General features: G+C 54.8%; 11 protein-coding genes. 5 read left to right on the forward strand and 6 right to left on the reverse strand.

The annotated features are described in order from the left end of the window. Together LAO76_21440 and LAO76_21445 are read right to left on the reverse strand one after the other, a co-directional pair. Entirely contained in the window at window positions 1-2,499 is a 2,499-nt protein-coding gene (locus LAO76_21440) for an ABC transporter permease (GenBank protein MBZ5493490.1), read from the reverse strand. Window positions 2,500-2,642: 143 nt separating this feature from the next. After that, a complete protein-coding gene (locus tag LAO76_21445) occupies window positions 2,643-3,104 on the reverse strand; it encodes a hypothetical protein (GenBank protein ID MBZ5493491.1) in 462 nt (153 codons plus the stop codon). A gap of 664 nt (window positions 3,105-3,768) precedes the next feature. On the opposite strand from LAO76_21445, the gene LAO76_21450 reads away from it, so the two are divergent. The 5 genes from LAO76_21450 to LAO76_21470 all read left to right on the forward strand — a co-directional run bounded on the left by LAO76_21450 (window position 3,769) and on the right by LAO76_21470 (window position 7,685). Beyond that, window positions 3,769-4,023, forward strand: coding sequence for a hypothetical protein (locus LAO76_21450; GenBank protein ID MBZ5493492.1), 255 nt, complete (start codon window positions 3,769-3,771; stop codon window positions 4,021-4,023). Next, window positions 4,013-4,438 carry a PIN domain-containing protein gene (locus LAO76_21455; GenBank protein MBZ5493493.1) on the forward strand — a complete coding sequence of 142 codons (426 nt, stop codon included), beginning with the start codon at window positions 4,013-4,015 and terminating at the stop codon, window positions 4,436-4,438. Before LAO76_21450 ends, LAO76_21455 begins: the two co-directional genes overlap by 11 nt. A 57-nt stretch (window positions 4,439-4,495) precedes the next feature. Then, a complete protein-coding gene (locus LAO76_21460; protein MBZ5493494.1) occupies window positions 4,496-5,929 on the forward strand; it encodes an MBL fold metallo-hydrolase in 1,434 nt (477 codons plus the stop codon). Window positions 5,930-6,177: 248 nt separating this feature from the next. Next, a complete protein-coding gene (locus LAO76_21465; protein ID MBZ5493495.1) occupies window positions 6,178-6,534 on the forward strand; it encodes a hypothetical protein in 357 nt (118 codons plus the stop codon). A gap of 74 nt (window positions 6,535-6,608) precedes the next feature. Continuing rightward, on the forward strand, window positions 6,609-7,685 hold the full coding sequence (locus LAO76_21470) for a hypothetical protein (GenBank protein MBZ5493496.1): 1,077 nt from the start codon (window positions 6,609-6,611) through the stop codon (window positions 7,683-7,685). A gap of 16 nt (window positions 7,686-7,701) precedes the next feature. Here LAO76_21470 and LAO76_21475 read toward each other — a convergent pair whose 3' ends face one another. The 4 genes from LAO76_21475 to LAO76_21490 are packed head-to-tail and all read right to left on the reverse strand — an operon-like array spanning window position 7,702 to window position 13,350. Beyond that, window positions 7,702-10,653, reverse strand: a complete 2,952-nt coding sequence (locus tag LAO76_21475) for a hypothetical protein (GenBank protein ID MBZ5493497.1) — start codon at window positions 10,651-10,653, stop codon at window positions 7,702-7,704. A 38-nt stretch (window positions 10,654-10,691) separates the two neighbouring features. Beyond that, window positions 10,692-11,504, reverse strand: a complete 813-nt coding sequence (locus LAO76_21480) for a hypothetical protein (protein ID MBZ5493498.1) — start codon at window positions 11,502-11,504, stop codon at window positions 10,692-10,694. 12 nt (window positions 11,505-11,516) lie between these two features. Continuing rightward, window positions 11,517-12,674 (reverse strand): hypothetical protein, encoded by a 1,158-nt coding sequence (locus LAO76_21485; GenBank protein ID MBZ5493499.1) that lies wholly within the window; start codon window positions 12,672-12,674, stop codon window positions 11,517-11,519. A gap of 52 nt (window positions 12,675-12,726) precedes the next feature. After that, complete coding sequence (locus LAO76_21490; GenBank protein MBZ5493500.1) at window positions 12,727-13,350, reverse strand: hypothetical protein; 624 nt, start codon at window positions 13,348-13,350, stop codon at window positions 12,727-12,729. Window positions 13,351-13,505 lie beyond the last annotated feature (155 nt).

Consider the following 13,505-nt stretch of genomic DNA (forward strand, 5'->3'; position numbering starts at 1 on the left):
CTATTCGTATCGCAACGCGATCATCGGATCCACTTTCGTCGCTCGCCGCGCCGGAATGTAGCTCGCCAGCAAGGTGATCGCCAGAAGCACCGCAAGCACCAGCAGCATGGAAACCGGATCGGTCCCTTTCAGCCCAAACAGCATCGACGAAAAAAGTCTGCTCGCCAATATCGCTGCGGGTACTCCAATCACCACTCCCAGCAGCACAAGCTTTCCTGCTTCCTGCAAAATCATTTTCAGCACGCTGCCGCGTTGCGCGCCCAGCGCCATGCGCACGCCAATCTCGCGGGTGCGTCCCGCTACTGAATATGAAAGGATTCCGTACAACCCTATCGCCGCTAAAAGCAGCGCAAGACCCGCAAAAACACTGGAGAGTCGCGCAATCAGGACCTGGTCGCTAATAGCTCGCTCCGTCAATTCATTGAGTGAGCGAATATTATTCACGGGAATGTTTGCGTCCAGACTCTTAATCTGTTTGCGTACGGCCTCGGCCACAGCAACAGGATTTCCCACTGTCCTTACCACAAAATTCACTACGGGAATCTGCCCAATCGATTGCGAAAGCGGCAGGTAGAACCTTCGATCAATACTACCCTTAAGCTTGTGGTCACGGGCATCCCGCGCCACTCCAACTATCTCCACCGGCCCTTTGGATTCCTGATCATCAACAATAAATTTTCTGCCAATGGGATTCGCCTGTCCAAAATAGAACTTAGCCATCGTCTCATTGATCACGGCCACTCTCGGTGAAGTCGCTGTGTCCTGCAATCCAATATCGCGCCCCAGAAGCATTGGGATTCCTACACCGAGGAAATAGTTCGGGGCCACCTCGTCAAACGCGGCCTGCAAATCAGCGTCATTCTTTGAGCTGTAACCTTCCACTTTGATACTGTTTCCTGATTCGCTCCCGCTGAAGAGCCCATTCTTGGAACTCGTCACCGCACGAACTCCGGGCAGGCTGCCAATCTTCTCCGCCAGCTCATTGGCAAAGCTCGCAATCCTCACTTTGTCATAACCCGCGGCCAATGGATCTGTAGACACCACCAGCAAATGTTCACGGTTGTAGCCCAGGTCAACGTTGCGAATATTTTGCAGGCTGTGTACCAGCAGCCCGGCTACAAACAGCACCAGTAGTGACACGGCTACCTGCCCTGTCACCAGCAATTTTCCCCAGTTCCAGCCGGCATTGGCGCTGCTTCCATTTTGCGATCCGGATTTCAGCGTAAGGGCCGCCGCCACACGGCGTGAACGCAGCGCGGGTATCAGGCCAAACAGCACGCCGGTAAGCAGACACACCACGGCGGTAAAAACAAATACCCGCAGATCGGGTGAAGCTTCCAGATCTTTGTTTCCGCTTAGTTTTAGCAGCGCGTCTGTGCCCCAGCGCGCAAGCAGGAATCCTAGCGCTCCACCCGCAAAAGCCAGAAGAATGCTTTCCGTCAAAAGCTGGCGGACGATTCGGCCCGGAGCGGCGCCAATCGCCACTCTTACGGCGAATTCCTTCCTGCGTGAGGAAGCTCGCGCCAGCAGCAGGTTTGCCACGTTGACGCACGCAATTACCAGGACCAGCGCCACAATAATCATCAGCAGCAAAAGCGGTTGCTGGAAATCGCCACGCAGATCAGAAAAGCCGCCTCCGCCCGCGCTCACCGGGACCTTGTCTGCCTTCAGATTATCCAGATCGTCCTTGGAAAGTTTTGCTTTAAGCGGCCCGCTGACCAACTGCTGGACCACCAGGTTCACGTTCGCCGCGGCTTTCTCCACCGTCACTCCGGGCTTCAGGCGGGCGATCACGTGCAGCCAGCTCGCGTTGTAGTCTTCCAGCCATTTGCGGCCGTTAATCACTTGCTCCTGCATTGTCACGGGGACCCACAAATCTTGTGCGTCGCCCACCGTGTCGCCGTAGAATCCCGGCGGCGCAACGCCTATCACGGTAAAGGGATAGTTGTTGATGCGTAGCGTCTGACCAACAATATTGGGATTCTCGCCCAATTTGTTTTTCCAGAAGCCGTAGCTCACTACCGTTACCGGATGAGCGCCCGGAGCAGAATCGTCATCCGGTGTAATCACGTGTCCGTAAAGCGCATTCACGCCCAGCACCGCAAAGTAATTGCCGCTCACCAATACCCCAGTGGTGTTGCCGGAAATTTCGCCAATGGAATCTCCAGTGATGCGCAGACGATGCACCTCGCCAGAAGCAAGCATCGCGGTAAACACACTGTTTCCATCACGTATGTCCCGGTAAAGCGGATAAGAAAACGAGGTTACTTGGGGATCGCCCATGTGCCGCCCGTGAACGTCCGTGGGATCGCCCACAACCACCAGCTCTGCGGGATTCTTTACCGGCAGCATCTTCAGCATGACGGCATTTTCCAGGCTGAAGATGGCCGTGTTCGCGCCAATGCCAAGCGCCAGCGTTATTATCGCAACCGCGGTGTACGCGGGATTCTTGCGCAGCATGCGTAAGGCATATCGAAGGTCTTGAAAAAAAGTTCCCATGCAATCACCAGCTAACTGAATCAACGTTGAAAAATAAAACGGCTGAAAGCTGAACGCTGCGTTGTAATTTTCCCTCTCAGCTCACAGTCCCAATTGACACACTTGTCGCGTCTTGCTCCCTTAAGTGGTTTGAAAGTGCTTCTCTAGATCTCGCTGCTGGTGGCGCCGGTGTCGTGCAGCGCGCCCAGGGCCCAGGCGGCATTCTTGCGCGCCTCGGCTTGCGGAGAATTTTTCAGCACCCGGATCAGCGGTTCAATCGAAGGATGGCCAATGTTGACCAGGGCTGCGGCCACTTCCTCGCCCAGAGTCATCTTTTCCAGCGGACGCTGGCGGTACTGCTTGGCGTCAACTTCAGTGGCGTCACCCAGAAATTCCAGGAGCGAATCAACCGCGCCCGCCGCCGCCGACTTCTGTTGCCCCAGCCAGTATGCAGCGGCTGCTTTCTGCTGCGGCTTGCCTGATCGAAGCAGGGCAACGTGGCGCGCAAAAGCATCGGTCTCCCCACCGGCGGAAACGGTGGTGCCGCGCTTAGGCCCAAAACCAGTAAGAATCAACAGAACCATTCCCAGACAGAGGGCAAAGCCTGCTTTCTTAACTTCACGCATACCCACTCCTTATCCACGGGCAGCGGCGCCGGTCGCCGAAGTTTGGTTGCTTTTCTCGTGCCCAAAAAGCGTGGCACGTAAATAATGGCACGTATTGTGCCGAAATGACATCTTCTCATAACCCATTAAAAACATTAAGCAAAATAGAAGATCAATGCTTCCCAGTGGCCTCTTTGGGTGTTCGCTAACGCAATCGGCTGTTCGGAATCGAACACCCTTTAGAACGCTCAGGGATGCGCTAAAGTTCCTAAAATAATTCCTTAATCGGGACTAAACCGTATAAAGAGGGCGCGCTGGTGCTGGCACACTTTCAAGATCCGCTAGTGTGGTGTCTCTGAAATAACTCGACAATGCATGCAATAGACAAATCATTGTGGACCGCAGTCGCCCTCGGCTGCGTGGAATAATCTTTTGGGCGAGCGAGTATCGGGGCCAACTCTTTGTAAAGGTGTTTGTGAGACACCACCAGGAGAATTACCCGGCAGTTGCGCTTAGAATCGCACTAAAATTCCGAGTGCGTAGATATAGTTCGTCATATTGCGCATATGGTTGATTCTGAAGCGACTCATTGGGACGTATATTCAAAGCCTACTGCCGAATCTTGACGATACGCACCATACGTGCTACACGTAAGATACGTGATAAATTGGAATGGAGGCCACTTGTGGCAGCTTCGCGAGACGGCGGGAAACAAAATGTAACCATAAGTTTGAGCCGGAAAGTGCTCAAAAAAGCGAAGATTCTCGCCGCCCGGCGTGAGACTTCGATCAGTGGGCTCCTGGCCCAGGAAATCGAATTTCTCGTAAGTAACGATGAAGCATACGAGCGTGCCGAACGCCAGGCGTTGGCGTTTCTCGATCACGGCTTTCATCTGGGTGGTGTAATTCAAGCGGATCGGGACGAACTGCATGAACGATAGGACATTTGTCGACACAAATGTGTTGATTTATGCGCACGATGTTGATGCCAAAGCCAGGCACGAGGCTGCGAAGAGTGTTCTGCGTGACCTCTGGAGTGAACGGACTGGTGTCTTGAGCACGCAGGTGCTCCAGGAATTCTACGTCAACGTTACGCGAAAAATTCCGAATCCCATCTCCAAAGACTCGGCCCGCACGGTCGTGAACAACTACGCAGTTTGGTGCGTGGATACCACACCTGCTGAAATTTCTATGGCATTCCAGATCGAGGATGCGTCCAAGATCGGATTCTGGGACGCTCTGATTGTCGCCTCCGCTCTCAAGAGTGGCGCCGTCCGGATCCTGTCTGAAGATCTGAACGCGGGACAAATGATCGCGGGTATTCTCATTGAGAACCCATTCGTCAGCGCACGCTGAGCGGCGCTTTCCTGTGAAATGGTTCGCTTCGCAATAGCTACTGCTAAAGGACGGACTGTGGCTTATCTTCAATTTCTGGGCGCTGCCGGAACCGTTACCGGATCCAAGCACCTCATCAACACCCGCGACGATTCTTCCCATCAGCCGGGCATGCAGGTGCTTGTTGACTGCGGTCTTTTTCAGGGGCAGAAGGAATGGCGGTTGCGCAACTGGGAAGATACTCCCGTTCCAGCCCGCGACATCGACGCCGTAATTCTTACACATGCTCATCTCGATCACTGCGGCTGGATTCCGCGGCTGGCCAAAGAGGGGTTCAACGGCCCAATTTATGCCACGCCTCCCACTATCGATCTGTGTTCCGTCATATTGACTGACTCCGGACATCTGCAAGAGGAAGAAGCGCGCTTTCACAATCAGAAAAAATCTTCTAAGCACCATCCTGCCCTGCCTCTCTACACATTGCAGGAAGCTGAAGATTGCATGCATTTGTTCCGTCCCGTTTCCTTTAGGCAAATCACGCAACTGGGTCCAAAGATTGCATTTCGGTTTGTCCACGCTGGGCACATTCTTGGCTCCGCCATGGTTGAGCTTTTCCTGGGTGATCGAGCCAAACCGCGCAAGCTCCTCTTCACCGGAGATATTGGCCGGGTCCCCATGAAGCCCAGCGCTCCTGGCCGCGTCGTCCACGCCGGACCGGAACCAAATGAAGACCCGGAAATCCTGGTCATGGAATCCACCTATGGCAATCGCGCACATCCGCATGACGATGTACGCCCAGAGCTGGCACAAATCATTTCCCAGACTGTGCAGCGCGGCGGTTCCGTCATCGTTCCGGCTTTCGCCGTAGAGCGCACACAGAAATTTTTGTTTCTGCTCAAGGAACTTATGGAATCCAACCAGATTCCCCGGGTGCCCGTGTTCGTTGACAGTCCCATGGCCATTAAAGCTGTCGAAATCTTCATGAAATACGCTGAGGAATTCAACGAAGATGCGAAACAGCTTGTCCGGAAATACGGCTCGCCGCTGAACTGGGCGGGTTTCCACTTTGCTCCCAAGCAGGAAGATTCGCGCAAGATCAATGACATGCGCTATCCCTGCATCATCGTTTCTTCCAGCGGCATGGTGACCGGCGGACGCATCCTCCACCATCTGCTGTTGCGTTTGCCCGATCCGCGCAACCAGGTGCTGTTCATTGGATTTCAAGCGCCCGGCACGCGCGGCGAGATCATCAAGAGCGGAGCAAAGTCCGTGCGGATTTTTTCTGAAGCCGTTCCCATCCGCGCCCAGGTGGCCGCGCTGGAACAATTCAGTGACCACGCCGATACTGAAGAGCTGCTTGGCTGGCTGCGGACGTTCAAAGCGCCCCCAAAGAAAACTTTTCTGGTCCACGGCGAATCCGAAGCGGCCAACCGGCTTAAACAGGCCATTACCACCAAGCTGGGCTGGAACGTGGAGATCGCTCATTGGCTGGAAAAAGTTCCTCTCGGGTGACGGGAACCCGAGGTTTAGCTATCATTAGGCGCCTTCTGCTTTGCACAGAAAGCAAACCTTGCCACGGATGAACGGCGATGACACGGTTTACAAATTCAAGGGGTTTTATTGAACTTTCTTGATCTGTGTAAATCAGTGTGATCAGTTTTTTATCAGCGGTGAGATTTGGCTTCGAAGGCTTAAAAATGTAAAGCCAGACACAACGCCGTTCCGTCCGCAGCAATCAGAGTGGAAGGAAGATTATGCGCATGTTTATTTGCACTTTCCCCCGCATGCAGGCGCTCAGGATCGGATGCGCAATACTCGCCGCGTCCTTGAGCATTCCCTTGTCCTCACAAACAGCTCGAATCCACAGCAACGGAGCGCAATCCAACCTGCGCATTGATGTAAAAGTAGTTCCCGCTGTACGCGTGCATCATCGTGACAGAGATGACGATAAGGACAAGGATAAAGATGGACGGCAGGACGGCGACGCCGTGTCCTACAACCTGAATCCTCGGCATGAAGAATTTTCAGTCACAGAAGAAATACGTCCCATGCTGGTGGACTCCGGAAACTCACTCCGACAAGAGCCGGTATGGGCCATCACGGTCGTGCCGAAATAGAGCTGCGCCATTTACTCAATCCATCTGGCAGGTACACTATCTGTTGAGACAGTCCTACAAGTCAGGATGGAAGCATGGCCGACCTTCAGGGCTCCATCGTCGTTTTAAATCTGTACGACATTGCTGAGGAAATCAGGCTCTCTGATCTTCCTCCCATCACGGGCGGCACTCGGCTTGCACCCGCATTCAAGTCATCGACACCGGCACACGTCCGTTTCGAACGGCCTCCGGTCATCGAGCCTCTGCCACCCCTGTCTCTTTCCACCGGCCAGCGCTTTGACGTCACGCTCCAGTATTACGATTACGGTGTTGTCAGCGTGCTTCTGCGCTTCGCCTTTTCCGGTTCATGGGAAGAACTTCAGCAACTCGCCGGAAGCTGGATTTCAGGCACAATTTTCGACGAGCTTTGCCGTAACACGATCCGTGAACGCCTGAAGACAATCGGCGCGGCACTGGTAAAGCCCTATACAAATTGGCTCAGTGAGGACTACGCCGTAATTCATCTGCATTCCGTCGCCGGGACAACGAATGGCGCAGCGCTTCTACAGGAGCATGGCAAAGAAATCAGCCAGATCGTCCGCGGAGAGCTTACGCCGCTGGCTGACCAGGAGCGCACCGAAGTGCTCCAGGGATATATGTCGTATTACCCCAATGACCTTATTGTTGCCGGCTGGAATGCGGCTTTTGTGTTCGATACTCCCGCCGGCGCCGAGCCCACGATCACGCTGCTGGAATATGCCAACTCACAGCTACTGCAGTTCCGCCATTATGACGAGATTCTCACCCGCGAACTTGAGCGCGTGTATGACATTGTGGAAACCCGCAAGGGCCTGTTCTATGGATGGCGCATGCGCTCCGCTGCCGCTCGGCTACGCACAATGCTGGTGGATGTGACCGAACTGACGGAGCGCACCAACAACGCGCTTAAATTTGTCGGCGACATGTTTTTTGCCCGCGTCTATAAGCTTTGCGCCGGCAAAATTGGCGTTACCGACTACCAGGCCCTGGTGCAGGAAAAGCTCCACACCGCTGACGAACTCTATGATTTCATGATTGAAGAATTCCATCAGGCGCGCGCCTTCCTGCTGGAATTTATCGTCGTGCTGATCCTGCTAATAGAACTTTTCTTCTTGTTTCACGGAAAAAAATAAGAGCGGCAGGATGGGATTACTGCTTTGGCGCATCCACCAGATAAGGCGCCAGGTCCGGATTGCTGATCACAATCGTCGCGCCCTGCACCTGGATTGGCTCTGGCGGCATTTTTACCTGGCCAACAGGGACTTTCATCCCCGGCGGTAAATCCTTTACTGGGGCCAGTGTCACCGTGAGTTCTCCTGCAGGCAGATCGCGCAGCAAGAAGTTTCCATTTTCATCGGTCTTGGCAATGCCGTGCCCTGCCGTGATCTGAACACCGGCGATTGGGACAAGGTTGTAATCTCCACCCGTAGAAGTTCCGGTAGTCCCCTGTGCCTGGCCGCGTCCCGTTTGGCTTACGCGTCCACCTACCTGTCCGCCGCGCTGGCTGCGCACCGATCCGGGAGGCATGCCGCCGATCTTCAACTTACCGGAGTCTGCCGGCTGGGCCGCTGACTCCGCCAGAACTTTTACAAACACTCTGCCAGCAATCGACCGCATCGCCCGTGCCGGAATATTTTCCACGGCGGTCGAAATCGGCGTCACATGCAGAGTGAAAGTGTCTTCCGGTAGTGAATAGTTTGCCGGCAATGTGCTCGCATCCACGGTGATGCGATAATCGCCCGGAGGCACGTCATCGACTTCAAAATCGCCCGTATCCTGGGCAACGATGTTGCGATGCGTCTTGCCATCATCCAGGGTCAGGTGTACGCCAGCCAGTCCTTTCGCATCCGGCGTTCGGTTGCCGTCGAGGTTCAGATCGTTGAAGACGCTTCCGGTGACCTGGGCAAAATCAACGACGCCAAAATTCACCATGCCGATCTTCTGCCGGATCAAATCGACAGACGCCTGATTTTTAGTGGTCATGCGCACCGGCTCGGCAAACTGAGTCAGTGACAATGACACCATGTGCTCGCCCTGGCTCACGTCAGTAAATTTGTACCGGCCCTGCTCATCGGTTTCCGCGACTTCGCCGTCATCCAGCCGCACACGCAATCCGACCAGTCCTTGTTCGCCAAAGTTAAACGTGCCATTCACGTTGTTATCGCGGAAAACGCGCCCTTCGATCAACCGTCCGGCATGGCGCGTGGGAATGAGCGCGCCCGGCATGGCGCTGAAGCGCTTGGTAAAACCAAAATACATCAGCGTGGTCCGCTGGACCGTGTTCGCCGTATTGCCCAGCACCCAAATGTTCGTTAGCCCTGAGTTGAAATCAAGCGATGGCCGCACTTGATATGCCAGTGAGTATCCAACGTATGGCGTCCAGGAATCGGTCTTGCCGTTGGAGGCGCGGGCAAAAGCAAAGTTAGGATTGAGGCTGAGCTTCTTGCCAAAGCGCATCTGTGCGGATGCGGAAATCGACGTATTGATCGGCACCTGCGAGTCCAGCAGCGCCTTGACCTCTGGCGGCACATCGTTCGATTGCACAAAGGAAATCGGGTCCTGCAGGAACAACTGTTGCAACGCCGGAGACAGCAGCTCCAACTCAGATCCCAGCTTCTTTACCAGCGACGGATTGCGGCGATCATGCTCAAAGCCCACCGTCATGCTTCCACTCTTGATCAGGAAGGTAACGTTATCGCGCAGGGCAAACTCATCTTCTGAGCTGAGCTGCAATGGGTCCTGTACGGAGCCGACAGTAAACTGGGCGGCGTTGGAAATGCGTGGCGCAATCTGATGATGCCAGTTGGTATCAAAGCGGTTTCCGTCGGTGGATTGGTTTGCAAAGCCGCCATCATTGTGGCTAAACGTATAGCTTAAGCTGACATCATCTTTGGGATTGATGCGCCATGAGACTGCGGGAGATAGATAATCCGAACTGCCCGCGTGCAGTATGTTGCCGAAAGGCTGTGTGATGGTGTGCTGGTAATAGACAGATTCGCTGAAGCGCTCGCCAGTGCTCAGCGTGAGTCCCGCCTTGGCTGAAGTTGTGCCCGAAAACAATGACTGCACCCGGTTGAGCGGAAACAACAGCGACGACGCGCCTCCAGCGGCAAAGAACGTAAAGCGATGGCTGATGTAATCGACTTCTCCGCGTCCCATGCCGCCATGAGTGCTCACACCGCCTGTGGACTGGAAATTCCATTTGTCACTGGCCTGGTAGTTAAACCCACCAGTCTGCATCCAGTCATCCTGCCGTCCGCCGGTCGGATTCAGGAAATCGACAGGAGAATTGATATAGCTCGTGGTGGCAAACAGATTGAGTTTCTTGGTCTGCTTGCGTTGGAAAGAAAAGCCGCCGATATCGCGCGTGGAGCCCAGCGTGAGAAAGTAAAACGGAATGGTTGAGCCGCCAAAAAACATGTACTGATTTTCGCCATGGCGAACAGTCACGCCTGCGCCGCGCAGTTCCACCGAATCCGAGTAAGTGAATGGACTCAGGTGGCGCTCATATCCGTTGTCAGTAAGGCTCACCAGATTGTCGAGCAGGCTTATGTCTATACCGGGGCTGCGGTAGGCAATGCTTCCGTGCCGGATGTTGAAAGCGTGGCCGCCCTGAATATCGTTGTCTTCAACCTGCGTTGAGACGGTCAGTCGTCCCTGGCTTCCGGCCAGCTGCGTCCAGTTAAAGTCATTGACGACGGCAGTCGTTGTCTGACCGCCCGCATTGGCAATCTGCACGCCCGAACCAAAGCTCCCCTGTGCCATCTCACCCTGGCGGCGAAGCTGTGCCGGTGAAATCGTAACCTGCGGACGCGGAACAACTCGCACGCGAATGCTTACCGGCTTGTCATTCAAGTAGCCGAGCACTACCGTCTCGCCGCGCGCCAGGCCAAAAATCTGAATGCCGTCACCAGTGCTTTCCACCCGCGCAACTTCCTGGTCGAGCACAATCATGTTGGTCAGCTCGGGCATTGTGATCGTGCGTGACCACTGCCAATAGACTTCAACCAATGAAGGCACACCGTTTCCATCAACGGATTGCGCCGTAGCGGCCGGAACGAACGCACACAACAACAGCAGGCTGCTCAGTACTGCTGCCATTGCCGTGATGTGCCATTGCCGCTTCAAAATCTCAATACCTACTCTGTTACGTTGAATGGAATCTGTTGCGTCTCAATTCGGTCTTCACCGTATGCCACGGTGAGCACGGCCGTGTAATTTCCAGCGGGCAACTTCCCTGCCCACTCCACGTGCATGGAATTTTTTTGCCCGGGAAGAAAACGCTTTTCTTCGCTTTCAGCTTTTGCCACCAGCTTGCGGCTGGCATCCAGCACGGCGACGCGCGCCACTGGAAACACATGCGTGTTGCTGGCATTCAAGAGATCAAAATCCACGCCCAGCCCATGCGCATCCGTCGGCGGAGTCACTTTTTCATTGCTCAGCTCGATCTTGTATTCGCCGGTGTTTTCCGCGCGCAGCAGCACCAGGCAGCCAATGCGCATACTGGTGAAAACGCCTTTGCCGTCGCTCTTGGGAAATGAAAGCTGCGGCTTGGATGTCACAAACAGCACCGCGTAGTAGCCGCCCTTCGCATCGGATGGCGGGGTAACAATGGCTTTCATCTTCTGTGTGCCGTGCGGGCCCACTTCAAAGTGATCGGGCACAAACTGTATCCAGTTGGCAGCGGAGCGCGGCGAGGTTCCGGGCGAGGAAAAGACTTTCTCGTTCTTCTCGTCGTACCAGAAATCGGTGATCTCAACGTGCATGTCCACCGCCGTGTCACCGGAATTCACGGTGGAAAGATCAAACTGGAAAGGCACACCCGGCTTAAAAGTTTCCACCACCTGGGCCGGAGCCAATCCCAGTGATTGCGCACTGGCTTGTCCTGCCAGAGCAGCCAGGCAAACTAGCCCACAAAGCAGGCGGAACATTATTTCGCGGCTTTGATTCATCGTCATCATTGCTTATGGCACCGTCATCGTAAAAGTGAGTGTGGCAGAATCGCTTCCTTGAAAAGCCGTTGCGCCGTTGGTGTTGGAAACAAATAGGCCCAAAAATCGTGTGATCGAACTGCGATCAGCGGCAGTATTAGTGATCTGTGTGGCTGTTCCGGCCGTCGTGCCAATGTTGTTGTAAGGACCGGCGCTGGCTGCGGCATCGCGCAAGATTAAAATGGCTGGGTGCGCAAAAGTTGTGCTCACGAAAGTCTTGATCGTCGCCGTGGTTGACCTGAAAGCGCTAAAAGCGGGCTGCAAAAGATAAGGCGTGGAATAAATCACTCCACCCGGGGCAGCGACGGTAGTCAGTCCAGCGCCTGGACCAAAACCAAGGCCGTTGACGTTGCCAAAGTTCATGGAAAAATCTGCGCCTGGCGTGACTGTGAGTCCACCGGTCGCCGTCGCTAAAGTGAGCCGCACGGCGTTCTGAACAGTCTCACCCACTGGCGTATCAAGACGGATTTCCGCGGTCGCAAAGTTTTTGTTGTTTGTTGTGTCCGTTGCGGTCAACGTAATGCGCGCTGTATCAACGCCGGTAAACGATGAAGCGCCGTTGTTGTCCGGAACAAAAATCCCCAGCCCAAGCGTGATGGTCTGATTATTGATTCCCGGCGCTGCAACCACTGTGGTCGGCGCGGCGGCAAGCAGCGACATGGCAGAAAAATTTCCTGACGCATTGCAGCTTGAGCTGCTGGGGCAACTCTGCATGATCAGCGCGGCGGGATGCGTGAAATTGGAATTCACAAATGCCGTCACAGCGCCAAGATGAGGGTTGGGCAGTCCTGAAATAGTTATTTGATAGTGTGTGATGTAGAGAGCGCCATTACTCAGAGGGATCACAGTAACGCCAACACCGGGCGTTCCGATGCCCAGCGCATTCATGGTGCCGAACTGGCCAGACAGCGTGCCGCCGCCACCAGCGGCAAGGGCGATTCCACCGGGAGCCGCCGAAACAGTGAATGTACCGTTTTGGGCCTGGACCGGCTTGGTAAATGCAATTGCAGCAATAGCCAGAATGATGAGCGCTGAGAGGGATCGTCCAAACGACGCACTACACACCTTCCCGCCGGACTTGACGACGGGGAGGTGTGTGCGTCGAAGGTCTTCATACTCTCTAAATCTCATTGTCTAAGTGCTAGACAGGGCAACCGCGGCAACTGGCAGAGAAGCTCGCAGACTACTGGACTGTCAAAGTAAAGGTAACCGTGGCCGACTTTGCGCCCGTAACGCCGGCGCCGTTGGCTGGCGTTACTGCCACGCCGATGAAGCGCGTCTGGGTTGAACCGCTGGCCGCGTTGGTCACGATAGTGTCAGGCGTTGCCGTGCTCACAGCCGTAAAGTCCGTCGCGGCAGCGGGAACGGTGGCGGAGTTCGCAGAGTCACGAACGATAAAAAGATTGTTCGGCGCGGCGAAATCTGTGGTCACCTGAGCGGTGATGGTATTGGTGGAAGCCGTCTGGCTGGTGAACACCGGGTTCAGGTTGTAATCGGACCAGTAAATGGCGTTGGTGGTTCCCGGAGTTGTCGGGGCAAACTTATTGCAGTTTCCGGCGTTGATGCCCAGTGCGTCCACTGTGCCAAAGTTCATGGTGTAATCCGGCGTGCCGCCTGTTGGCGTAACGGCGCAATGCGTTACGGCCGCTGTGCCTGTGCTAAGCGTCAACTGAACCGCGCTCTGGACGGTCGCTGAAATCTGCAAAGTCGGCGACACTGTGTTGGAATTGGTCGCCGTGGTGCCGGCGAATGCCGCTGTGGAAAGTGCCATCATTCCCAGCGCAAAGATCGTAAAGTATTTTTTCATTTGTAAGCTTCTCCTCGTGCGCAAATCACCGGGCGGGCAGTCCAGATCAACAGCCTTCTTCCCTGCGTACTTGTTCATTCTTAAGGGGTTCACCGTTTGTGACAACGGTACTTCAGTAATCCGCACAGTACTGTGCATTTTTCTACGTGCATTTT

The sequence above is a fragment of the Terriglobia bacterium genome (genome assembly GCA_020072645.1).
In the GTDB taxonomy this organism is placed as follows: Bacteria; Acidobacteriota; Terriglobia; order Terriglobales; family Acidobacteriaceae; genus Angelobacter.

Bases quoted from the DNA above. Each gene is read 5' to 3' on its own strand.
- LAO76_21465 (MBZ5493495.1), top strand. From the start codon at position 6,178: ATGTTTATTTGCACTTTCCCCCGCATGCAGGCGCTCAGGATCGGATGC.
- LAO76_21475 (MBZ5493497.1), bottom strand. From the start codon at position 10,653: ATGGCAGCAGTACTGAGCAGCCTGCTGTTGTTGTGTGCGTTCGTTCCG.
- LAO76_21445 (MBZ5493491.1), bottom strand. From the start codon at position 3,104: ATGCGTGAAGTTAAGAAAGCAGGCTTTGCCCTCTGTCTGGGAATGGTT.
- LAO76_21455 (MBZ5493493.1), top strand. From the start codon at position 4,013: ATGAACGATAGGACATTTGTCGACACAAATGTGTTGATTTATGCGCAC.
- LAO76_21470 (MBZ5493496.1), top strand. From the start codon at position 6,609: ATGGCCGACCTTCAGGGCTCCATCGTCGTTTTAAATCTGTACGACATT.
- LAO76_21440 (MBZ5493490.1), bottom strand. From the start codon at position 2,499: ATGGGAACTTTTTTTCAAGACCTTCGATATGCCTTACGCATGCTGCGC.
- LAO76_21480 (MBZ5493498.1), bottom strand. From the start codon at position 11,504: ATGAATCAAAGCCGCGAAATAATGTTCCGCCTGCTTTGTGGGCTAGTT.
- LAO76_21485 (MBZ5493499.1), bottom strand. From the start codon at position 12,674: ATGAGATTTAGAGAGTATGAAGACCTTCGACGCACACACCTCCCCGTC.
- LAO76_21490 (MBZ5493500.1), bottom strand. From the start codon at position 13,350: ATGAAAAAATACTTTACGATCTTTGCGCTGGGAATGATGGCACTTTCC.